A 23,935-nucleotide genomic window follows, 5' to 3' on the forward strand; every position below is an offset into this window, starting at 1 on the left:
AATTGCCGATGCGATCGCGCAGAGATTTCCGGATAATGGATGTGTATATAGATGTCGATCGCTTGTCTTGCGACTGGCGATCGTTTTTTCTGTTGTGGTTTATTCCTTATTTTGGCTGCTAGGGCTGTTTTCAGGACTTTGGAAATCATACATCATTTGCACACCCATGTAAAGTCCAATTCCTAAAATGCAATAAATAATTCCAGTATGATAGTCAGTAAGCTTCAGGAAATGTGAAGCATTCAAACTACAAATACTGCTCGAAATACCTTTTGTGACTAAGCTACTATCGCTGTTTGATATTTGGAATCTTTATGAGAATGAGGTTTCAGCAACTCACACTCAAGAACAAGGACATGCTACAGTATCCCGGACAAAAACAGCCCTACTACGTTACACTCTTCCAGGCTGGGGTTTTGTGTTGCCAAAAGGCGGAAAGCTGACAAATTGGGAAACCGAGATGGCACTGAACTATATGAAAGGTATTAGTTCGGAACAATTTGGACAGGCTGCTCAGATCCAGCAGCAAGTTTTTGATTTGCAGCAAGTCCCTAGCAATAGTCAGCGTACTTACCGTGCTGCCCTAAAAAAATTGCTAGCATGGTGCGAACAACAGCAGTGGTGGCTAGAATCCCATCACAATATTGCTACAATATTTTCTACTCCGAGAAAAAAGAAAAGATCAGCCGTTGATGTTCGAGTGACGGACAGAAAATATATAGATAGAAACGGCAAGCAAATTCAATCGTTTTATTATGGACTGGGATTTGTTGAGGGTGATGTTATACCTGATAAGTTGCAACAAGAACTCGATGATTTTAAGCAGTTCCGTACAGGCGGAAAAAATTCAAGCTCAAAGCATATCGTTCGGGACTCAACTTATCAAAAGGAGTTGAAGAACATTCGGATGATTTTGGGGTGGCTGTATCGTTTCAAGGGTATACCATTGGCTAAGATAAGTCTCTTCGATATTATAAGAATTCCTTCCGAGTGGGACTCAAATCCCGTTATTGTACTTGAGCAATTAAGAAATATAGCAGAACAAACAGTGGATTTGTTCAAAGAGTATATTCAATGGCTTGAAACAGACATGGATAATAATACATCTGAAAATCAAGGCAGAGGTGCTAAAAGTAAACACACCAAAATATCTGTAGCCAGGATTTTTGTAGTTGTGGCGAAATATCTACAGTACAAAGGGCATTTCCATAGTAATATTAATAATATTGAGATAGTAAAGCAATCACTAAATTCTGCGATTGCTAAAATCAAAGTTAAAAGCAGTGATAATATTTCTAGTTCTGATATCTCGAAAAAATGGTTGGATTGGCCTGAATTTTTGGCACTAGTAGAACAATTAAGGAAGGAATGTAATTCAAGAGTTTTGCAGGATATTTTCCAAAATAATGCCGGATCTAACCTTGGGAATTTAAGATCGTTGCCTGCTATCGCAAATAGTTATCAACGCTTTATTTTTGCTGCTTTACTTGCATACTTGCCTCCACAGAATCAACAAATATATAGACATCTGGAAAATTCACACTGTAAAAAATATGAAGATGTCAAAGACAAGGATGAACTTTTAGGAATTAGTGGCTGCTTATACCAAGAGGATAATGATTGGTATATTTACTTGCTTCCTGAAGAATATAAAGTGGGTGCAAAACAGATTAAATTTAGCTTTAAAATTCCTAACATAGAGTATTCGGACGGGAGAAATTTCTATCAATATTTGAATGAATGGGTGTATGAGTATGTTTCCGTTGAATATCACGATCGAGCAATAACAATAGATGGATTAAGAAATGTTCTCAATCCACAGCACAATTTTCTATTCACAAAAAAGAATGGGAAAGAATATTTGCATCAAACAGAGTTCAGTAACTTGTTGCGCATTCCTGCCTATAGGATTTCTGAAAAAGCCTTGACTCCCGGTTTGTTAAAACGTATATTCCTCAAGTATATATTTGAGAAGCAAAGTCATTTACTTGTTGAACGTAAACTTAATCTCCAGATGAGCTGTCACGCTAAACCACCCGACAGTTATGATATCTGGAGAAGAAGCCGTGAAGATATAGAAGTGTGGATCGATATAGCGAAAAAAATTGCTCAAGATTCTGTTTGTGATACAAAATCTTGAGCAAGTAAGTTTTAAGTTTTGGGAGAGTCAAGACTTCGATTACTCGCAAGCTACTGTCTCTAAAATATGACGAAATCTGATTGTGCCAAACTCCTTACGTTATCTATACTAAAAACACCACTGTACCGCCTATTCTTCTGGCTCACCAAAGTCTACAAATAGACACTCTCGATCGGTTCCGTGTAGGTAGGTATCGATTAAAACCCGCTTACTATGTCCTGTCTGTTCAGCGAGGGCTGCGAGATCGGCTCCTTTTTTTTGATGTGCATGTGATGTTGCGCTGTGGCGGATATTGTAAGGTCGCGTGTAATCTATGTTGTAAATGGATAAAATTGGTTTCCAAACTCTGGCACGAAAATATTGATCGTTCATAGATCCACCTTTTACAGCAGGAAATACTCGATCATCCGGTTGTGGTTTAACTCGTTCGTATCGTTCTAATAGCATCGATTTCACTGTATCTGATAACACTACGGCTCGAAACTTCTCTGTCTTGGTACCCTTCTTGTTCACATGACCGCTGCTAATTGCAGCCTGTATCCAGGTCTTGGAAAACCCTGCATCTAAATGCTTCCATCGCAATTCAGCAGCCTCGCCAAACCGACACGCGGTGTGAGAAACAAAAATGACAAATTCGGCGTAAAAGGTATAGGTTCGGTGGAATTTAAACGTGGCGATAATTGCCTGAAATTCCGCAATGCTTATGGGGATATCATGTTCTCGGGGTTGGACTTTGATTCGACCGATTCGATCGCGCCAAGGATTAAGTCCCTCCAGATGATATTTATCTTTAGCCCAATCCCAGCAAGATCTTAAATCAAATAGATATGCCTTGATCGTCGAATTTGACACCGTTTCAGACCAACGTACAATTACATCTTTAGCGGTCAAGCCTTACATTCAAAACAAGCCGTAATCATATCTCTCTAAAATCTCTGCTAATAACTTTGGATTGGATGCTAATAAATTGCCCAAATTTTGCTCTTTGAGCCGATCGCCACAACGGTCGAAAAGCCCGTAACAATATCGATCGTCATCGTGACGTGAACGATATCTAATACCGTCTACCGCTTGGGGATGATCGTAAATTGCTTGTGCCCATTGCCTAGCCGCAATATAAGAACCAGATGAAAGTCTGGCATCCGCCCCCATTTTCACCAAACCATTCCCGGTCACATCGGCAAATACCAACTCACTTTGACTATCGATCGCAAATAAATTGCGTTGCCTCAGTACTACCTCCGAGACACCTTTTGCCCCATGAGTCCGCCCATAGCATTCGATCCAACTGGCATAGACATCCGCACCCACATACAAAATGCCGTAGCCCTGGGCTGGACTATCGAATCGACCTTTGCCAGATCGATCGAAATAAAGGCTAGAGCTAAACTCTATATCGTTCAATCGATACCAAGTTCCCTGACTACCGATTGTCGGCAGTTCCCTAGTCCTAAAATCCGGCGGCGGTGACGGATGTGGAATCAGGGGATCTTCAGGCGGGGTTGGGTTTACCATAGCAAGCAGCAGCATTAACTACAGCATCAAGATCTCCAGCCAGGAGGACTTCTAAAGGCGTGCGATCGTCTAATCGCAACTCCCCAGTTTTCATAAACATCAACTGCGTCCAACCATCGAACTTGCTTAAAGCCGCTAATACGCGATCGAGTCCAGCCAATACCTCACCAGCTCGAAACTGCCAGAGCGGATAAAAGTAGCCCCGTTTCCCTAACGAGACAGCTAAAATTTTGCCCTTGCTTCGCCGTTTATCGACAGCTTGCCGCGAAATGCCCAGTAGTTGGGCGACTTCTTCACTTCGCAACGGTTGACCGTCGCTATATAGTAGTTCCTGCTTGACTTTCATCCCTCTGAGTCGTGCCGATGCTAACGGATCGATCGGTGCGAGTTCAGCTAATAGTTCGGGTGAGGTTAACGCTGCGATCGTTTGTTCTAGACTACTCGCATGGGGTTTAGTCGTAACATTACTGGCATGACTGGCAGCCAGAGCCACATCCATAATTGACTGCCAATATTGCGCCAAATTTCTGTGATGCTTAGACTCCTGCAAAGCAGTTGCTAAGACATTTTTGAATTGGGGGGAGGTGTCCAGTAAATTGGCAATCAATACTTGATCGCTGGGGGTGGAGGTTTGCACACGATCGCATAGGGTTGTCTTGGCAGAATCGATTAGGGCTTCTACGCTCATAAGTTAGACTACTCGGATAGGCTTAGTTGACAAAGTTGCACAACTTTAGCAACCTATTTTAGTTTAACCTCTTTTTATCAGGAATCACCTAACGCTAGCTCTAGTAGGGTAGAGCTATTGAGTACAAAATCCCAGAAAAAGCCGATCTCACGTAATTATTAAGCTAGGATCTTAATTATCCAACCATTGATGACCTGCCATGACAGTCGCCCCATCCACCATTGGCACAGATCCAACCTCATCACCCACACCCGTCTTGGTCACACAACGCGCAGATAGAGTCTGGATTGCCAAATTATTAACCTGGGCGGGCTTTTCAGTCGAAGGTAATAGTCGCGAAGATGCTCTGTCAAAACTAGACCAACAAGTCAAAGCACAGCTAGCCGATGGCGAAATTGCCTACTTAGACTTACCATTGGCACCAACCAAAAATCCCTGGTTGGCAATCGCTGGAAAATATCAAGATGACCCGAACTGGGAAGAATACCAAACAGCTATTGCCGAAGCCCGCCAAGCAGCCAATGCGATCGAAGGCATTGAGCTAGAGGGAGATACTATTTAATGACATTGTGGGTGCTAGATACAGATAGTCTATCCTTACTAGAGCGAGGAAATTCCAAAATTCAGGAGCGACTACGCCAAGTAAATGCTGATTCAGTGGCGATCTCAATTGTGACCGCCGAAGAAAAGATGAAAGGTAGATTAGCCGCGATTAATAGTCTATCGGGCATAGAACGGGTAGATCGCCTTGCCATTGCCTTGGGTTTCCACAGTTCGGGATGGCGATCGATGGTGAGCATACGGCTGTTTTTGATATTTCCTATCCGGCTCATGAGATCGATCGACTACCGACGATCGAGGAAATTAGCGATTATAAGCGGATTAAGGCAGACCCTACTTATAAGTGGTCGCTGAAGATGTACGATCGGTTGATGCGGGGCTTTGATGCTTTCCATGAGCAGGTTTACCAAAATGTTAAGGATCGGGTGTCGAGTAAGAACGACATTATTTTGGAAGTAGCGAAGATCCTGTTTTTAGAATCGTTTCGGTTGAATCACGCTGCGTCGGCTTTGGAGTTTCCTTATCAAGAAAAGAAGCTGCAATTAGATAAGGTGTTTCGGGTGAAATACGTGCTGGAGCATGGAGACAAAGCGATCGCCCAAATCCAGGCGGCTTTTGACCATTTCAAGGCGCATCAAGATTATGTAGTAACCACTGACAACGGGAAGGATCAGGCGATCTTTGATGAGCAAACTCACTTGTTGCTAGCTCGTCCGCAAAATTACGAGCTGTTGTTAGATCTGATCCAGAATTTAGGCGCGGTGACGCTGAACAATGGGTCGATTCTCAAGGAGCAGGGGACGCTGGCGGATATTGCTGGGGATGTGTTGGGGCGGGTGTTTGATGTGTTTTTGCGCGGGAAGTTTGAGTCGAAGGGGGGGTTGGGGATTTATCTGACTCCTGCGCCAGTGAAACAGGCGATGCTGGCGATCGCGTTTCACGATTTGGTGAAGGAAACGCCGGAACTGTTGGTGGCGCGGGATGGGCAGGGGCTACCGCTGTTTCGGTTCTGCGATCCGGCTTGTGGGAGTTACGGTTTTGGGGTGGTGGCGATGGGGCATCTGGAGCGGGCGTTAATGGAAATTTTGGGGAAGGAGACGGCTCCTGATGCGCGCCGCGATCCGCTGTTTCAGGAGATGTGCGAGCACAGTTTTGTGGGGGCAGATGCGGCTCCGACGATGATTACTTTGGCGCGGGTGAATATGGCGATGTTGGGTGCGCCGAGGGCGAAGATTTTCTATACGGATGATTCGTTGGTGAGTCCGCAATTACAGCCTGGTTCTTTCGATCTGATTTGCACTAATCCGCCGTTTGGTACGCCTAAGTTTAGTACGAGTCAAGCGAAGTCCAAAAAATCCTATGAGGAAGCGAAGGAGCAAATTTTAGCTGATTTTCGATCGGATTTACACGAGCGGGAGGGTAAGAAGGGGATATATGACTATGAGCCAACTGTGGCGGGGCGGGCGATGGGTGCGAAGCCGGATAGTAAGGGGATTTGGAAGCCAGTAAAGCCGACGAGTATCGATCCGGCGGTGTTATTTATCGATCGCTGTTTGCAGTTGTTGAAGCCAGGAGGACGGTTGTTGATGGTGGTACCAGATGGGGTGCTGTGCAATTCGGGCGATCGATATGTACGGGAGTACATTATGGGTAAGAAGGATGAGATGACGGGGCAGTTTCATGGGGGTAAGGCGATCGTCAAGGCGGTGATTAGTTTGCCGTCGGATACGTTTAAGTTGTCGGGGACGGGGGCGAAGACGAGTATTTTGTATGTACAGAAGCGGAAGGCGCGGGAAGATGACTCGGAGCGGTTTCGGGATGAAGCCCAGGGGGCGGTGTTTATGGCGGTGGCGGATACTTTGGGGTATGTGGTGAAGAATAATGTTGAGGATTATAGTATGGGGGTGCCAAATGATTTGGCAGCGATCGTTGGTGCTTATGTGAGGGGGGAATAGAATGCCAAATAATAACTGCGTTTGGGTTCCTGGCAATAGAATGTCACATGAACGACTAGATACTGGTTACTACTCAAAAGAATACTTTGAGGCTTATTTAACCCTAGAAAAAAGTGAACTAGATACTGCTTTCATTGGTGATATCAGCGAACCTTGGTGTTTTGGTGCATACTCACTTTGCAATGAAATTATGTGGGCCACAGGGACTGAAGGGATTCCCTATATTAAAGCGGAAGCCCTTGGCTCACCACTAATTAACTTTGAAGGTCTTTCTTATATAACTCGTGAAACCCATGAGCTGTTATCAAAATCAAAACTTCACCCTGGGGATATAATCATATCGACATCAGGAACCATTGGAAAATGCGCAGTAATTCCAAGTTATTTGTCCGAAGTAAATTCTAATCAAGACACGATGAAGTTTAGTCTTAAAAATAAAGACTTTGATAATTATTTTATCGTTACTTGGATAGCATCAAAATATGGACAAATACTCCTCAAAAGAGAAGCAGGCGGTGCTATTCAACAGCATATATATCTAAACAATTTCCGTAAACTTCTTCTTGTAAAACCTTTGACTTCTGTTCAAAAATACATTGGGGATAAGGTGCGGCAGGCGGAGCGGTTGAGGGATCGATCGAGAGAAGCTGATTTAGAACTTAGAAATAAGATGCAAGAATGCTTTCTAGGTAAGCCAAAGCCTCTACAAAATAAATTTAGTACTGTTTCTACAGACACACTGACAGACAATCGTTTGGAGTCGGAATTCTACACGCCTCTTGTTCTTTGGGCTGATGAAGAAATAAAGGGTACACCCTGGAGTTATCAGCCGCTTTCTAAACTGACAGATCGTATTAAAGATGGCCCCGGAGGTTGGGGAGTCTCCACTAACGACTATGTAAATTATGGTATTCCAGTTATTCGAGCTACTAATTTGATTGATGGAGAATGTGATTTATTAGACTGTATTTTCATTTCTCCTAAAAAGCATCAAGATCTTATTAGCCACGAAGCAAAGAAAGGAAGTATTGTCTTGTCTGTGCGCGGAACAATTGGAAGAGCTGCCGTCTTTGAATCTGAAGATTATGAAAAAGCAAGCTTAAATGCAGCCGTTGTCACAATTGACTGTAAGAAAGATATACTTCCTCATTATTTAGCCGAGTTTCTGAATACTGAAATCGGCAAAATTCAGAGTAATCGGATTGCAAATGGTGCTGTTCAGCTCAATATGAATCTTAGAGAAACTGGTAGTAATCTGATCGTTATTGCCCCAATGAACTTTCAAGAAGAAGTTTCTAGCTTGAGGCAACAACGACTTCTACTTAAAGCTCTAACCCAAAAGCTTACCACCGCTGCCAAACTCCTTGTCGAAGCCCTGATCGAAGGCAACCTCAGCGAAGCTGACCTCAAAGCCGCCCAGGAAGGCTTAGAACGAGGCGACACGACCCTAGACCGAGAAATCCTCGATAGACTCACCCGCAAAGGCATCGACAACCCCAACGAGCCACCGCTCTTTCCCGATCTCGATGCCCTCTACACCGCCCTAGCTAGCCTAGATGAGACAACCGAAGCCGTAGCACCTAGAAACAGTCAAACTGCCAAAGTTTATGACTTCCAGACACCTTACCTAGCCCTAGCTAGTGAAGACCGCGCCACCTACCAAGTAGTAGCGGAGGTACCAGAATGAATCGTGCCATCCTGCAAACCCTCGAACACCTCCTCACCCACGGCGAAGTCAATACCAAAGACCTCGCCGACCTCCCCGCAGGTGATGAGATCGGTCTGTGGACTTACTCAGAGGATGTTAAACGCGCCGTCGCCACCCCCAAAATCGTGCAGTTACTCCGCACCCTCCCCTCCACCGCCGAAGCGATCGGCGCAATCCTTAGTTGTCAACCGGAGATCCGCCAAAGCTGGCAACAAATCGTCTGTGCGCGTCTGCAAGAACTAGGTCAGCAACGGGATACCGCTAGCTTGTGTGAAGCCATATCCACCCTCGGTCAATGCGCCGATTCCCTCCTAGAACAACTACCACAAGCCAAACTAGCACCCACACCCTATACCGAACTAGAGCGCAGCCTATTTGAAGTACCCGCCGAACAAGCGATCGCCGCTCCCAAACTCGATCGCATCCTCGGCGCAACTGCCTTCTTGATTGAAGGCAAACAGGGGAATACTGAACAAAGCCTCCCTAATATCGATCTGGTGAATCCCTCAAACAACTGGCTCAAACGAAGGTTGATTCAGCCCCCCCATCTAGCAACCAGCCAAACCACCACCCAATGGCGCACCACCTCGATCCTCTCTGGCAGTTGGGATGACTATTCCCCGACCGATCCCCCCCCACAACCCGAACTAGCCGCCATGTACTGGGTGTTAGCTCGTCCCTGGTGCTTTTTGCTCGCTCAGATCGTCTTCACCCAAGAAGCCTGGGCAGCCGAACGAATTTCGGGCGAACTCACCCTAGAACTCGATCCTAGCAATGTATCCCTCAGCTATCGTCCCCCCAAACTCAGCGTAGTCATCACTAGCACCGATGGAGCCGAAATCCTCTGTGGCTCCCTGGGCGAACTACTATTACGAGTCCTCGATCGACTAGGCATCGACATCCTCGCCCCAGAAGTTGACACCCTCGATGCCCTGTTAGCACCTGTCATCGAAGCCATGCTCCAGCGGCAGGTTTGGCAGTTTTCCCTCGGTGCTGGCGGTCATCGCCCCCACTACACCATTCACCCTACCTTCTCGGATACCTGCTACCGCGCGATCGGCAGTAAAAACTTTAACCGCCTCGCTAGCTACGTCACCGCCACCATCCGCAGCACCAGCGAACAATGGGCGAAAGAACGCCGGATGACCACCAGTAGTCAGAGGTTGAATTCCATGTCTTATTAATGCCAGTTTGGGATTGTGAGTTGTCGCGTAGATCTACCCACCCCGCCCTACGGGCACCCCTCCGAGGAGGGGATTTAACTCCAGCCCTGCTTTATCAAGGGGGGTTGGGGGGGTAAACCAACCTAAAACCAAGCCAATATCCTAAACCCGATCGACGTTTTGCCGTAACACCTTAAAGCCGACTTGGTACTGACCTATGAGCCAACCTATATCATCGATCGTTCAACATCAATGGGCTGCCGGAGGTGTCTCTAATTACCCCCTAAATCACCCGATCGTGGGACAGGGCAGTTTCTACCACACTTTCAAACAGTTCATACATGTAGTAGACCAAGAGTCCGAACAGTTCGCTCATGTCTTCGCCGTCATTGCTCAGTGGGGGATTGGTAAATCGCGGTTAGCCTATGAATTAATCAGTCAAATTAACAACACCTCGCCAGGATGGTATGTCCGCAGCGAAACTGGCACCCTGACCCAAGCCAGCCTATTTTATAACGATGCCGATCGAGAACAATATTTGGGTTTATATATTCGCTATAGCCAGATTGCCAACGAACACCACAACATCGACAACTGGTTTGGCTATGGTCTGTACAAAGCACTACTACCCCTCGCTAGAGGCGAATTCGATCCATCAATTCAAGGACAAATCGCCAAAGAAGGATTCGATCGACTGCTCACCCAAGGCTTCGACGAAACCCGTCTAGCCGCACTCCTAGAGGTGAATGCCAACCATAGCGACGAAGAACTATACGAAGACCCCTATCTTGTGACTCGCCTGTGCCAGAATGCCTACAAATATCTTCAGGAATTTGGCATCAAATACATTCTTGTCGCCCTCGACGAACTCGAAACCGTCGCTGAGACTAGCACCTATGGCTTAGAAGACCGAGACATCAAACACATGGACGGTCGAGCCATCAAACTCTTGGGCAAAGCGATTAAGGAAGAAGACCCTCGCCGCAAGCTACCTTGGCTGAGATATGTAGCACTGTGTTCTCCTGCGATCGGCGATGAGCTAAGAGAGATCCAATCAACCGCCCGCCGCTTTGAGCTAGTAGACCTGTCCCAAAATGCCTTTGCCGATGTCAGCGACTTTGTGAAAACCTTGACCGCAGAAGGCCGACTGAGCGAAAGCTATCCCCGTGGCGTGGTGGAAGCAGCCTATACGATGAGCGGCGGCAACTTCGGTTGGTTCAATGTCATTATGGCCAACGTAGATGGTCGGTTACGGCTCCGCCAAACTGTCAAACAAGATGGCTCCAGTGAAGAGATATTAACCATTGGTTCCCTGTTTGATGAATTAGCCACAAGTTCTAGTCGCATTCGTGACTACATCTTAGACCGCAGTGCCATTACTGAACTTCAGATCGATCGCGCCTATCTACCCTCGGCAACAGAACTCCTGTATGGGCAACTACCAGTCTCGATCGGTCGGTGGCAGCCTGACGAGCTAGAGGCACTGCTAACAGCACAAAATGAATACAACGAACCCCTCGCCCTGCGCTACCGACAGGTGGCATGGGACGAGTTGGAATGCACTAAAGCCCTCCGCAACGCGAAATTTACTCGCAACAAAGATCTCTGGAGTCTCCCAAGTGTCTCTCAGTTATTGGATCTCAAACAACTTCTAGACAACCTCAGCACCTATGCCATCTATGCCCATCGCACCGGAGATGCCCCAGGCCAATTCAACCGCACCCCAGACGGTAAGCGTATCTTACTCATACCTCTGACCCAGTATGGATTTATCGAACTTGTCACATTTCTCTATCCCCATCCAGCCGCCGATGATGCCGCGCGGGCACTCTGGCACCACTTTATCAGCAATACAGATCTGCTCAACGAAGACTCGACGCATATTGGCCCCAGCATTGCCATGCTGGAACGTCTAGATCTGCGCTATCGCAAACGCAGCCAGACATCCCTCATTTTTCGCGATCCAGATCGCAGCAGTGCTCACGAACAGGTGATGTTGACACGGAAGCAGCAGAAACATGCCGATCGAGAGCGTGAAATTCTGACTGGTATTATGCGGGTACTCGATCGCAACTGGGGCTACGATCCCATCTCAGCCGGAGTTCCCGCAGAGACGATCGCGATTATGACTCCTCGTGCTAGTCGCGGTCGCGAACAAGGCGGATTAGTAACTTGCGATGCCCTCAAGCTGCATCCCCAGGGTCGTGCTATTCTAGCCTGGGTGCAAAACGAACAGATGCTAGAAGAGCTGTGTGAGGCTGTACATACCCAATTTGGTACCAAGGGCAAAACCCCCATAATTGCATTCACCTCCTCCCGCGCACTAGTAGAGCGGTTAAAGAATCCAGCTTCACCAAAACTAGCTAATGCCATCAATTATTTATTGCTCTATCAACTTTCCACGAATGAAGAATATGTTTTACATCGTGTCGGTCTGAGTACTCAGGAGCAGCAAGGGGTTGAAATTAACGATGCTAATTTCAACACTGCGTTTACTCAACGAATTAATGCGTTTAAGCGAGGTCTGCTCGAAGAAATTCAGCGTTGGCGGCAGAGCCTTAATCACAAAGGTGGGATTGCATGGCCGCTACGCCCCAGTGGTTCATTAAAACCGCATGAAAAAGAAATTCTCATCGACACATGGAAATACTTACTACTAAAGACATCAGATCGTGCATTGCACGAAGTAGACGAACGTAGTGGTTTAAATATTGAAGCTTTCAAAGCTATCCTAGAAAAGCTGAATTTATCCCAGAAGCAGCAATCGTCAGGATACGATCGGCAAGAACAATCCAATCTTTTTTCCAACAATGACAACGATCCTATTGCTGAAATACCTCCTTTTATAGTGACAGTTTTAGAACGTTTTATTCAAGATAAAAGTCCTTGGTCTGAAGAGCTAGCGAAAAAGTCTTGGTTCTGGGGCTATACCTGGGAAGGAGCCAAAACCAAAGATATTTTCAATGATTGGTTGAGTATTGCCGTCGATTTGGGGTTTGCATTGACTAGCGCAGATGGAAGTTTTAATTTTCTAGAACTCAGTACTCTGCGTAGTCGGATTCAAGCTGCCGAAAATTGGCTAGCAGCAGATTATCTGGCGATCGTTCGCAAACTGCAAGAAGTATTCGGTGAAGGGGAAGTCACCCAGCTTTTTGGTTGTGAAGGTGCGATCGGTACCAAAACCGCCCTAGCTAGAGAGAAATTAGCAGAGGCTAAAGAGTATTTAAAAGCATTAGAAGCGAATGAAATCAGCTTTTCTGAACTAACAGAACTCGAACAAAAGAAACAGCAGATCCTCACTTTTGTCCAACTAAGGCTAAAGCTGATAACAGCGGTTGAATTTGTCTTTAACCAAGATGATTACAATAATTTTAATAAAGATGATAACGTCCGAACTCTAGACTTTCGCAACGATGCAGATCCTTTATGGCGGCGGCTAAGACGAGCCGAGCTATTTTCCGATCGCATTCTCAGTATTAGTGAAAAAATCGGAGAGAGAATTGAATTTTTGCAATCCACAATGAAAGTAATGGTGAAAGATTTAGCGCACTTTCCCGTTCAATTTTTTACGCTTTCCCTGGAAAAGATTAGCCACATTCTGGATGGAGCGATCCATCTTAAAACCCCTATGGGCAGTACAGCCAAATCGCAGATGTCCGAAGCGAGTGCTTTGGGTCAATGTCTAAAAGATCTGCGGATTGCCGACGCGATCGATCGGCTGGCTCGGCTCAGTCGGGAAGTGGGTCTGAATATTGACGGGGCTAGCCTAACCGAGATTTCCTTCGAGCAAATCGATGGCTACATTGTGAGCGGTTTTCGTCGATCGATGCAAGAGTTTAAGAGCATCCAGCATAACCTTGATGATGCGAAGTCCCGCTTAAAGACGCTAGAACAACAATTAAAAGATGTAACTACTGAAGATTTTCAGTACCCGCAAAATATAGACAGTTTGGAGCAGTTAAAACTCAAAGCAACTTTCATCGATGAGAGCCTTGAAGGGATACAGGAGGAGGATGCAGAAGCTCTTAGAGGGGAACCACTTTACGATCGTCCGGCAAAGCAGGGCAACTTTCAGCCCTTAATGCAGAAAGCAGAGGACTTATTGACGATCCCTCGGCAACAGCTCAATCAACTAATGGGTCAAATTTTAACGCTCGAGAATACGATCGGGGATTTTATCGGCAAGCTGCTAAACCAACCGGAGATTCAGTCGATCGAAACAAGTTTCAACCAACTCTTGAAGGCCAAGCGCAAACCACCTCGCGCAGCTTTGAGCCGTCCAGAACTAGAACAGGCAGGGAGTTTGAGAGCGGCGATCGAAAAAGTTGAGGCTCGTCGAACTGTGTGGTTGCAAGAGGCGAACGAGTTATTACCAAACTCCGTCAGCTTTGAACGATGGCAGCGCATCGTGGCAGCAGTAGCAACAGGCGACGATCCGAATCTTGAGCCAACCGAAGAGTCAGAACTGGTTCGCTCTGGCTTGCTAGTGCGTACCTATCGCTTGGGAGGTTAATCAGATGAGTATTATTAATGGCACGATTCCCCAGCCTGCAATCTGGTTAGGTAGTTCATTAGCCAGCCACCGTCGGGGTCGCATTCTCAAGACCACAGTTAATGCCCAACCCGCCGAGAAATTACCACCAGGAAAAGGCATCTGTCTTGTATTCGGTTCGGACTTTCAACAAGCCAATGATGCCGGACAACAGGAGTGGATTAATTGGTCTCAAGCACCTGGTCGAGTGCTACTGCTGATCCCTCCCTTTAAGTCCCTAGAATGTACCTTACCTAAAGACTGGGAGGCTCGAAGACGTACCGAGCCTCCTACCGCCAAAGACAATAATTTCTTGATGTCTCTAGCACCAGAAGTCCAATCCGAGCTAAAAGGGCAATGGCAAATTGCTCAGAGCTTAGGCGGAACATGGGACGATCTCAGCCTATGTACGATTTATTATCGACAGCATTCCTACTCAGGGATCTTTGCCATCACCTGTTTACCCCTGTGGTCTTTGGTCGTTTTGGATTGGGCATCGGCACTGCAAGAATGGCTCAGTGAGTTAGATCGACTTGCTGGTAATACCAGTGCAGTCAGCGAACCCATTGCTACGCCGCCTACTTTTCTACCCTCAGCCCACCATTTCACGGTATTACTTCATCTACTGACAGCCTCATTTCCTTCTGATGCCGCAGCATTAGCAGCACTTCAGCAATCCTCGATTTTTTCCCTGGAATCCACCCTGGCGGCTCAGTGCCTGCGAGAGCTACAAACTCACAATTTAGTCAGCGAAGCACATCTCACAGCAGCAGGACATCAAATACTTGCCCAGAGCCACTATGCACCCTATGCCGAAGAATTGGAGGCATTAGCACCATGACCAAGACCTTTCAACATCAAGGACGCTCCTTGGCTCAGTCCTTAGCCATTCAGTCGCAAATCCATCTCCCAGGCACTGTCGGACGAATTATCAACCAAATTCGGAGTATTGAATCGATCGCTCCTGAGTTTGCCAAAGCAGGGTTAGTGATTCCAGTCGATCGACCCAATCCCTTAAATCTAAGAGTTGCGGGAATTTCCACCCAATCTGCGCTCAAAAATACGCTGGGAGGCTACCTCTATATTGCAGCCGCCTCGCGCTTGGATCTGGCCGTTGAAAACAATGCAGTATCGACGGTTGGCCAAGATAGTGCTTGCGAACTGGATGATATCAATTTTGAAGATCAGTCCAAGCGTTTACAACTGATTGGCATCCGCCAAGCTTACGAGATGGCCGATGCCGCACTACGGTCTGGGGAACCCTACGATCTGATCTTACTAGACTGTCCGCTCACCCTAGAACGAAGTATGGTACCCAACCAATCGGATCGCGATCGGGAATTCGGACTGACTTTCGATCGAACGCTGCAAACGATCTCGGCCTTCTGGGAGCGGCATCGCGATCGCCTACTGCCCTGGAATCCTCAAGGTACAGCCGTTGTGAGTCTTACATCCAAGCGTTATGGTGCCATCGTTCAAATCGCCCAGCAAGATCTGCGATCGCCCGCTGGACGGGGGCAAATCCTCTCCACAGAGCGATTGATTCCCAGCCAACTCGCGACATTGGATCGCATTTCTCCTTCCATTGCTGGCATCGGCGAACGTCGATTTGTCCATGGAATTTTAGGCAGCTATACACGCACCGCTGCTTTTCAGATGAATGTTCAAACACCTCGGATGGAACCTAGTGATGTAGCTAATTTAGGTGTAGTCGGTTTGCATTTTCGAGCAGCTCAGAATATTGCGCCCCGATTGATGCAATCGATCGGCGATGCACCAGATTGGACTGCTAAATTACTCGATCGGGTTTGCAGTCAGGTCATGGCTTTGATGGTGGTTGGCGGACAAGATGCCCTGCCATTGCCAATTCAGTTAGCTGCTCAGGAGCAAAAGGCATTAGCTAAATTTTTAGATTTTTACAGTCGCAGTGTCGTTGAATCGCTGAAGCAGCGAGAAATAGAAAATATTTGGTTATCTGGTTTAGAGGAGGAATTATAGAAATGAAATCACAAATACTGGGCAAATTAGTTGGTAACACAGGCGATCCGAATAACCTCACGATGATACTCTCATCTTCCTTTTCAGGTCGTCGAGGCGAGTTTGTCCGCATTCGCCATCAAGAGCGAGTAGACGAACAAGAAACAGATGTCCTCGGTCGAATTGTGACCATGGCTCGATCGAATGTTCTCTATAACTCTGACATGGGGCAATCAGTGAATGAGCTTGAACTTCTACCTGGGGCGCAAGTCACCGGAGAAAAAGTCATGGCAAAACTGGAACTCATTGGCTATAAAGATCCAGTTACTAATCAAATTAAAATTCCCAGACGGGCACTCGATCCTGGAGCCAAGGTCGAAACAGTGGACTACTTTTTCCTGAGTCAATTTTATGAATTTGACGAACAGACAAGTCTGCACATTGGGAATCTTGTCGGTTACGAACATGGGGAAAACACAGTGCCAGTTTACTTAGATGTGAATCGCCTGGTGACAGAGCACCTGGCAGTTTTAGCAATGACTGGTTCGGGTAAATCCTATACGGTTGGTCGAATCATCGAACGGCTAGTTGCCTTGAATAACGGATCTGTCGTCGTTTTCGATCCTCACGGGGAATACGGTCGGGCTTTTCAGGGCGGTAATCTCCAATTCAATGTGCAGCCTGACAATGAAGATCCCCGAGATCGAGCGGCGATCGAAGAAATTCAGATCAGCTTCAAACGCCTGATGGAGGCAGGTGCTGGTCTGGTTGTCTATACGCCTCAGCAACAGTCTTTTCGGGATAAATACGCGGGGAAAAATCGGGAACTCGCTCTGCAATTCGATCGATTCGAGATGGATGATATTGGGGAGATCCTGCCCGGACTTACGGAACCCCAACAACGAGTTTTGGATGTAGCAATTCGGTATTGGCGACTCCACGATCGCAACGATCCCCGAGATATCAACTTACTTCGCTATTATCTGGGGGATGGATTAGAGGAATTGAAGGAATGGGATGAATTGAGTCAAGCCGAGGCTACGGCACTGAATGGCCGAAGTGCTGCTGTAACCTCCCTAAAGCTTTCACGGGTACTTAATGAAGCTCAAAGCTTTTACTCTGCTGCTATAGCCCGTTCTACCGATATCTATGAGATGATTGGTCGCCCTGGTAGTAAAAAGGGTCGGTTAGCCATTATCGACCTACAGGGTCTGAGTGATACAGCCAAGCAAGTAGTTACAGCTCTTATTTCCAGTGAAATCCTGAGGGCTGCATCTAGCAAGACAGATCCGATTCGCCCATGCTTCTTAGTCTATGAAGAAGGCCATAGTTTTGCGCCTGCCGGTCAGCCTTCAGTGAGTCATCGGATCATTAAAAAAATTGCAGGCGAAGGGCGTAAATTCGGAGTTGGTTTCGCGATCGTCAGTCAACGTCCCTCAAAATTAGATGCTGATGTCACCTCTCAATGCAACACCCTGATTACCATGCGCCTCAAGAATCCTGACGACCAGAGGTTCATTACGAAGACCTCTGATATGGTCAGCAAAGCGGATATAGATGAGTTGCCCAGCCTTTCGACAGGGGAGGCATTAATCTGTGGCCGTTCTATCCCCGCACCGCTGCTGGTAAAAGTTGGAACAAAAGCACTTATTCATGGAGGACAGTCACCTGAAGTGTTAAAAGTGTGGGGACGGCTTGGTGAAAGCAATGAATGAAATTGTAGAGGCCATCCAAGATTTAGAAATTGCGAGGCAGTTACTCCCCATCTGGACTAATTGGGGAGTAATGGATGAGAGCGTTTCCATTCACAGCTTGGGCATTTCTTACTTAACTCATTTGGGTCAATACCTCGGTTATGTCTCAATTTCTGAATTCCCAGTAGCCCGTCAAGGAGACTACGCCAATATTGGAGATGATGTTAGACCCGATTCGATCTGGCTAGACCGTACAACACAGAACCCATTCCTGATTGCAGAATTTGAACGATATAGCGGAATCGATGACCAAGCTAAGCTGGAGAGCAAAGTTGCCAATTTATTGCTAGCTCATCATCGACTAGGGGAAACCGCCAAGATTTTAGTGCTTGCTTACTGGACACAAGGATTGGCATCCCTTCCAGATCATGCTCGTTTTTACCAGGTTTTACAGCAAGGTTTTGAAACTTCAACCCGACAAAAAGTAAAAGGTACTAATAGAGCTAACTTACTACTCTTTCAGTTTCTGCATCAAAAGCAGTCAGATCAGAGATATTGCTTAGTCAAAATACTTCAGCGAGGTCGCCAATGAATCGACGTAATCGTTACTTTATACCCAATACAGATCATAAGTTAGGCGATCGTTATGAGCTACTGGAATGTCTAGGAGATGGTTCCCATGGATGGGTTTGGAAAGCCCAACGGCTCAGTGACAATGCGATCGTTGCCGTGAAAATTCCCAAGGCTCAGGGGAGTAAAAATAGTGAACTGGCCGAAGGGGAACATCTTCTCCATCAACCCTCCCATCCAAATGTAGTGAGTGTATTTTGGATGGGGCGCGTTCCTCCAGATAGAGAGTGGTATGCAATTGAATTGGAATACTTCCCCAGCAACACCCTGGCACGATTACTTGATGAGGGAGAACAAGGATTTGTATCGAGCTACAAAAGGATCTTGGATATTTACTCGCAAATCCTAGCCGGTGTGAATTATCTACATAGCCTAGGTATATCGCATGGTGACATTAAACCTCATAATATTCTTGTAGCCGGGGAGCTAGCCAAACTTACCGATTTTGGGTCTAGCCTGTTGCCTGAGGACTTTTATGCCCGAACCAGAGAAAATGGGGGTACCATTCTTTACTCAGCTCCAGAGTTAGCCGGAACAGTTCACAGAGAAAAGAATCCAGACCACATTTTTAAGGGAGATATCTATAGTCTCGGGGTGTTGCTATATCACCTTGTCACTTCTAGACTGCCACACGATACCCTGAGCCAAGTGATTCGTCATACCCCTTATCCCCGGCCTCGAGAAATAAATTCTTCAGTTTCACCAGCCGTTGAAGACTTTATATTACGCTGCCTAGCCTTCAATCCAAGCGATCGATGGGATTCTCTTTCAGAGATGTTGACAGTTTTCCCAAGAGTGAGGCAAGCCCAGCTTGACTACCAACCGATCCGAAGCATACCCAGCAAGCAAAATCCGAGTCAAGACTGGTCATCACAAACGATCGAGTATCTGGAAAAAGAGGAATATATACACGCAGCAGCAATAGCAAGTGCTGAATTTGAAAACAGCCAAGATCCCTATGCTTTTTTACTTATGGCTTCGGCTGCCTTCAAAGATGGACGATATTTTGATTGCCTAGAGGACATCGAGCGTTATCCCGAAATGCTGGATCTATATCCACAAATCTCTGTAGACCTCAACCGGATTGCACTTGGGTCCTATCTAGAAACGCGACAGGTTCAGAAAGCAGAGGTAGTGCTGAGGCATTGTCTGATTGTGGAAGGAGATTCTCCCCAATTACTACTCAAGAAAGCTTCTATACTTGGCGCGCAAGCAAGGTATGAAGAAGCATCTGAAATTCTGCTGAGACTAAATCGAGAGTTTCCGCAACGACTAGCTATTTTGAAAAGACTCATTCTTGTTTTTGAACAACAACGAGATATTGGTAAAGCAGGAGCGTTTCTTCGAGCTTATCGCAATTTATTACCAGAAGATCCTTGGGTTCGAGAGAAACTTGAGACATATAAAAATTTCCTCTAAAGTTTTGTCTCTCAATAAATTGACAAGGCTGATCTATATCATTTTCCCTTCTCGCTCCAGCTTTTCTTGGGCAGCTTGCAATAACCAGGCTCTCCGACTAGTTTTGGTAAGTTTTCTGGCTGCATCGATCGAGCGACATAATTCAGGTGATATCACCATCTGAAACTTAATATCTTTTTCCTCCGCGATTAATGCCGCTTCAGTCAATGGTATAAGAGAAAATGGCGTAAATACGTCATGTAATCATTAATTAGATGCTGTGTCGTAGGATATCGAACACGCAAGCGCGCCGCAAGGCAGTCGCCATAAAAGCAAGATTCAACGCCTGAAACGCACACCCCATATTTGATGTCTGCTGTCAAAGGTATTAAATGACACGTAAATTGGCGGGGCGACAACGATCGACTCTGGGGTTAAATATGCTGTCGTTTGCCAGATGACAGCCCTTGGAGAGGCAGCTATACCCCTATCCAGCTATAGATTTCACGATTGATCGATATAGCAGTCGCCAGGGCAGTTAGGACGATAGTGACGCTATACCCCGACTTCTCCAAGAAGTCGGGGATACGATCTGTCCTAACAAGCTTGGCGGTTGCTATAGCTGTCGCGACAACCTCCGATCGATCGAAATAACAGAGTCGATCGCTGTCGCCACTCGCCAATGTCGCTGTCGTTTGATACCCCTATTACTAGAGAGAATTCGCGCCGAACGCGAACAGACTAGCACCCCCAAACAGCGCGGGAAAAACACCCTAAAAAATAGCAGCCAACAACTTTCGATAAAAGGATTAGATTGACTACGAGATCTCTAATGGTGAAAGATAGGAAATTTTCATGGGTATTCTAAGATTGATGATTAGCCGTGACAATTGTGACTTTATCTATAGAACAAATAGATTATCTTCTTGAAAATCTGAAAAGATTTCCCCCTTTGAAAAATCGGGAGCTGACATTCATGGAAATTGGAGGTTATCCGCACTTCGAGAATGTCTGTAGTAATATTCTCTCATTTTACTTACAGCCTAATAACGAACATGGCTTTGGTATGCTCTTCTTGGATGTTCTAGCTGCAATTGTTGGTAAGGAAACAATCATTGATGGGCAAGATATCGAGGTAGTACGTGAAGAGCTTACTAATAAACAGAATCGGATCGATCTAGTCATCAAATCCGAGAATTATACTATTGGGATAGAAAATAAGATTCATGCTGATTTTTATAATGATTTCGAGGATTATTCACAGTATCTGGAATCAATAAGTAAAAGTGCTGACCAAGTTAGCAAGATACTATTATGCTTAAAATCACCAAAAATACCATCGGAAAAACTGTATGGATTCATTCCAATTACCTATGAAGTCTTCTTTCAGAAGATAATTGAAAACATTGGTTCATATTTTCTGACAGCACAGCAACATCACACAACATTTTTAAGAGACTTTATAAAAACTATGCAAAATCTAGATGAAGTAACTAGTTTAGATCCGCAACGATTAAAATATTTTTACGATAATCATGATAATATAACACTTCTGCTTGATGAAGTAGATATGCTTCGTAAAGATATACAGAGAAAAGTGGAACGATTAAATGAATCAATTGCCGTCAAGAATATTTCTAATCTTAATATTCAATCAGGCGTATGGAAACCTTTAAAGGATTTAATAGCTGCCAACTGGTACATAATTGAGATCAATGATTCTTTTTGGTTGCAGGTAGACTTTTGCTTGACATCAAAAGGTTGGACAGGTCAAGTATGGAACAAGAAAGGTACTAGACAGAATACTATTGAATGGGTCAATGCACGAAATTTCGAGGTTCAAACATATACAGAAAATAATATCTGGAGGCTTATTTATACTGGTGAAGACAATAGCCGCCCGTATCAATCAGAAACAGAAGATGTCCAAAACTGGGCACTGAATATATTACATAAGCTGACTGTATCTACTCCCTTTCCCGTATAATTCTTTAGATTTTATACGGCTGAAAATCTTTCTGTGTAAGCATTTATTGCTGATAATCTTCTCGTAGGAATGGAGTACATCTGAACAATGGGGATTTGGCTGTATGACCAAAAAAGGGAATGTCCGCAAAGAACTATTATCGGACATCGTGAAAATCGCCTATTTTGTATTTTTTGCGGGGTCGAGCCGAGATCCAGATACTGTTGGCGAATTCATCAAACCCGCACGATTGTGTCGGTGACAGCCACGATAGATCCAGGATTAGATCTGATTCTGGGCAATTCGCCAACAGTATCCGTATCCCGGCTGTACCCCATTTAGAGTTAGTGTTTGATTGCTTGAAGCTTCGCTCGGAGTCGATCGATCGTCTCAGTAGTTAATTCTGGTTCGCAACTTACTACATCTCGATCAGCTAAAATTGCCTTAATATCCGCTGGAGAGGCTTCACCCAGTTCACCCTTGAGTGCTTCAAACAAAGATCGTTGTCGCTCGATTTCTGGATCGGGCTGCGCCGAGATCGCGTCGATAGTTAACCCGCGAACGGGAGCATTGACACTCTGACGAGTTAGCGCGTACACGATATATTGATTCAGGGATACGCCCTCTTGCTCGGCTACTTGCGCTAATTGTTGGTGTAAAGTTTCTGGTAGTCTCAGTGTTAATCTGCTCATGGTTATCAGTCGGTGGCTAATTTAATAACTAATTCTGCTGGAGTTAAAACTAATAATCCCAGTGATGTTTGAGCGATTTTCAGATCCTTCAAATTCGATGTGACAATTGCCGCGCCAGCATTCATCCCACAATCCACCAAAAAATCATCGCCAGGATCTGGTGAAGTAGGTCGCCAAGAATAATAAATCGGCGTAAATTGAGAAATACTTAGTAGTTTTCCTAATACTGGCTGAAGTTTTTGCCATCGCTTAGGGGAAAGCTTACGCGATAGGACATCGACATACTCATAGGCGAGGGCATTAGAGACGCAGGGTTGAAATAAGTTAGTCAACCAAGCTTCAACAATTAGCCCCGCCGCATTCCCTCGACAAGTCAATCCTTCAAAAACAACATTAGTATCTACCACAACACGTAATGGGGTCGATCTTGACATGACACCATTATAGCACCGCATTTGGTGTCAATTGCCGTCGTCGCCAGATGGGACTAGAGATTTGGTCGAATCTGGACGATCGATCGGGTGCCCGATAGGGCGGAGATCTACCCACCCCGCCCTATCGGGTACCCCTCTCTTGAAAAGGTGCTCTACTTGGGGAAACCCCAAGACCGCACTTTGGGTTTTTTTGTACAAACCGTCGAAAATAGGTATTAGTGAAAACGATGTTTGACATAACACTCTTGAAACTCTTTCCAGCAAACAAAAAGTGTCTCAGAAAGTGTGGTTTGTGAGAAAGACCGATCACCCAACATGATGTGACGGAAAATCAAGGTTTTCAGGTTCTCGAAAACCATTCTTGAAACAGAATTCTCGTTCATTGACTATCTCATGAGTTTTGAGAAGCCGAGGGGCATAACCGATGACTTCCAAGATGGTTGCTCTGTAACCATCTCTGAGCAAGGGGTATAGGCTTAACGTGCTATATTTCCCCTTTTCTGTGTCTACCCGATTAAGCCGATATTTTCCTTGAAGTCCTTGAAAGAATTACCCAGTCTACTTTTCAATGTTTCGTGGCACTAAAAAGCAAGTATCCTGATTACACGCCTTGAGGATTGGCTGACTGAGGTTTTTGGTCACTCAACACTCTCAAAACGAAAAATTTTGTTTTCGAGCGATCTTTACGACACAAAAAATGTATGAACTTTTATCTCGAAAAAAGGCACAAAGTCAACAGCCTAGGTCAAAGCTGAAAGCCCCAGAACCTCATTCCAAGTGTCAGTGGTAATTCAACATCAAGATGAACAGCTATAGTGCGACACGCCACCAGCGTCAAAAAACACCTGAGGTTTTAGACGATAGTATTTATCTTCTATTTCCT

Annotated in this window: 20 protein-coding genes; 13 read left to right on the top strand and 7 right to left on the bottom strand. The window is 45.7% G+C overall.

Annotated features, from left to right (window positions below; genetic code table 11):
- Positions 1-274: 274 nt before the first annotated feature.
- Entirely contained in the window at positions 275-2,140 is a 1,866-nt protein-coding gene (locus tag ACEW9J_RS17395) for a hypothetical protein (RefSeq protein ID WP_373546367.1), read from the top strand.
- A gap of 129 nt (positions 2,141-2,269) precedes the next feature.
- Here ACEW9J_RS17395 and ACEW9J_RS17400 read toward each other — a convergent pair whose 3' ends face one another.
- Genes ACEW9J_RS17400 through ACEW9J_RS17410 form a run of 3 tightly spaced genes read right to left on the bottom strand, consistent with a single transcriptional unit; the run spans position 2,270 to position 4,343 of the window.
- On the bottom strand, positions 2,270-2,992 hold the full coding sequence (locus ACEW9J_RS17400; protein WP_373546368.1) for a tyrosine-type recombinase/integrase: 723 nt from the start codon (positions 2,990-2,992) through the stop codon (positions 2,270-2,272).
- A gap of 48 nt (positions 2,993-3,040) precedes the next feature.
- The gene (locus tag ACEW9J_RS17405) at positions 3,041-3,655 is read right to left on the bottom strand and encodes an RES family NAD+ phosphorylase (protein ID WP_373546369.1); all 615 of its coding nucleotides are present in this window, start codon (positions 3,653-3,655) and stop codon (positions 3,041-3,043) included.
- Complete coding sequence (locus ACEW9J_RS17410) at positions 3,633-4,343, bottom strand: helix-turn-helix transcriptional regulator (protein WP_373546370.1); 711 nt, start codon at positions 4,341-4,343, stop codon at positions 3,633-3,635. Before ACEW9J_RS17410 ends, ACEW9J_RS17405 begins: the two co-directional genes overlap by 23 nt.
- Before the next feature lie 199 nt (positions 4,344-4,542).
- On the opposite strand from ACEW9J_RS17410, the gene ACEW9J_RS17415 reads away from it, so the two are divergent.
- Positions 4,543-4,905 carry a hypothetical protein gene (locus tag ACEW9J_RS17415; RefSeq protein WP_373546371.1) on the top strand — a complete coding sequence of 121 codons (363 nt, stop codon included), beginning with the start codon at positions 4,543-4,545 and terminating at the stop codon, positions 4,903-4,905.
- A 61-nt stretch (positions 4,906-4,966) separates the two neighbouring features.
- Here the strand turns inward: ACEW9J_RS17415 and ACEW9J_RS17420 are convergent, their stop codons facing one another.
- Positions 4,967-5,143 carry a hypothetical protein gene (locus tag ACEW9J_RS17420; RefSeq protein ID WP_373546372.1) on the bottom strand — a complete coding sequence of 59 codons (177 nt, stop codon included), beginning with the start codon at positions 5,141-5,143 and terminating at the stop codon, positions 4,967-4,969.
- Here ACEW9J_RS17420 and ACEW9J_RS17425 point away from each other — a divergent pair.
- The 9 genes from ACEW9J_RS17425 to ACEW9J_RS17465 all read left to right on the top strand — a co-directional run bounded on the left by ACEW9J_RS17425 (position 5,123) and on the right by ACEW9J_RS17465 (position 19,981).
- Positions 5,123-6,859: a class I SAM-dependent DNA methyltransferase gene (locus ACEW9J_RS17425; protein ID WP_373546373.1), complete on the top strand. Its 1,737-nt coding sequence runs from the start codon at positions 5,123-5,125 to the stop codon at positions 6,857-6,859. The genes ACEW9J_RS17420 and ACEW9J_RS17425 overlap by 21 nt on opposite strands.
- 1 nt (position 6,860) lies before the next feature.
- Entirely contained in the window at positions 6,861-8,546 is a 1,686-nt protein-coding gene (locus ACEW9J_RS17430; protein WP_373546374.1) for a restriction endonuclease subunit S, read from the top strand.
- Positions 8,543-9,751, top strand: a complete 1,209-nt coding sequence (locus ACEW9J_RS17435; RefSeq protein ID WP_373546375.1) for a hypothetical protein — start codon at positions 8,543-8,545, stop codon at positions 9,749-9,751. Before ACEW9J_RS17430 ends, ACEW9J_RS17435 begins: the two co-directional genes overlap by 4 nt.
- A 196-nt stretch (positions 9,752-9,947) precedes the next feature.
- The gene (locus ACEW9J_RS17440) at positions 9,948-14,243 is read left to right on the top strand and encodes a hypothetical protein (RefSeq protein WP_373546376.1); all 4,296 of its coding nucleotides are present in this window, start codon (positions 9,948-9,950) and stop codon (positions 14,241-14,243) included.
- A gap of 4 nt (positions 14,244-14,247) precedes the next feature.
- A complete protein-coding gene (locus ACEW9J_RS17445) occupies positions 14,248-15,102 on the top strand; it encodes a hypothetical protein (protein WP_373546377.1) in 855 nt (284 codons plus the stop codon).
- Complete coding sequence (locus tag ACEW9J_RS17450) at positions 15,099-16,259, top strand: hypothetical protein (protein ID WP_373546378.1); 1,161 nt, start codon at positions 15,099-15,101, stop codon at positions 16,257-16,259. The genes ACEW9J_RS17445 and ACEW9J_RS17450 overlap by 4 nt, the downstream gene beginning before the upstream one ends.
- A 2-nt stretch (positions 16,260-16,261) precedes the next feature.
- Positions 16,262-17,953: an ATP-binding protein gene (locus ACEW9J_RS17455; protein WP_373546379.1), complete on the top strand. Its 1,692-nt coding sequence runs from the start codon at positions 16,262-16,264 to the stop codon at positions 17,951-17,953.
- Positions 17,946-18,524 carry a hypothetical protein gene (locus tag ACEW9J_RS17460; RefSeq protein WP_373546380.1) on the top strand — a complete coding sequence of 193 codons (579 nt, stop codon included), beginning with the start codon at positions 17,946-17,948 and terminating at the stop codon, positions 18,522-18,524. Before ACEW9J_RS17455 ends, ACEW9J_RS17460 begins: the two co-directional genes overlap by 8 nt.
- A complete protein-coding gene (locus tag ACEW9J_RS17465) occupies positions 18,521-19,981 on the top strand; it encodes a protein kinase (RefSeq protein WP_373546381.1) in 1,461 nt (486 codons plus the stop codon). Before ACEW9J_RS17460 ends, ACEW9J_RS17465 begins: the two co-directional genes overlap by 4 nt.
- Before the next feature lie 33 nt (positions 19,982-20,014).
- Here the strand turns inward: ACEW9J_RS17465 and ACEW9J_RS17470 are convergent, their stop codons facing one another.
- Positions 20,015-20,188 (bottom strand): hypothetical protein, encoded by a 174-nt coding sequence (locus ACEW9J_RS17470; protein ID WP_373546382.1) that lies wholly within the window; start codon positions 20,186-20,188, stop codon positions 20,015-20,017.
- 655 nt (positions 20,189-20,843) lie between these two features.
- Here ACEW9J_RS17470 and ACEW9J_RS17475 point away from each other — a divergent pair.
- The gene (locus ACEW9J_RS17475) at positions 20,844-21,947 is read left to right on the top strand and encodes a PD-(D/E)XK nuclease family protein (RefSeq protein ID WP_373546383.1); all 1,104 of its coding nucleotides are present in this window, start codon (positions 20,844-20,846) and stop codon (positions 21,945-21,947) included.
- A gap of 103 nt (positions 21,948-22,050) precedes the next feature.
- Positions 22,051-22,188, top strand: coding sequence for a hypothetical protein (locus ACEW9J_RS17480; RefSeq protein ID WP_373546384.1), 138 nt, complete (start codon positions 22,051-22,053; stop codon positions 22,186-22,188).
- Positions 22,189-22,270: 82 nt separating this feature from the next.
- On the opposite strand, the gene ACEW9J_RS17485 is transcribed toward ACEW9J_RS17480, so the two are convergent.
- Together ACEW9J_RS17485 and ACEW9J_RS17490 are read right to left on the bottom strand one after the other, a co-directional pair.
- On the bottom strand, positions 22,271-22,618 hold the full coding sequence (locus tag ACEW9J_RS17485; protein ID WP_373546385.1) for a YlcI/YnfO family protein: 348 nt from the start codon (positions 22,616-22,618) through the stop codon (positions 22,271-22,273).
- A gap of 5 nt (positions 22,619-22,623) precedes the next feature.
- Positions 22,624-23,052 carry a putative toxin-antitoxin system toxin component, PIN family gene (locus ACEW9J_RS17490; protein ID WP_373546386.1) on the bottom strand — a complete coding sequence of 143 codons (429 nt, stop codon included), beginning with the start codon at positions 23,050-23,052 and terminating at the stop codon, positions 22,624-22,626.
- Positions 23,053-23,935 lie beyond the last annotated feature (883 nt).

It is taken from the genome of Chamaesiphon sp. (genome assembly GCF_041737865.1).
Lineage (GTDB): Bacteria > Cyanobacteriota > Cyanobacteriia > Cyanobacteriales > Chamaesiphonaceae > Chamaesiphon.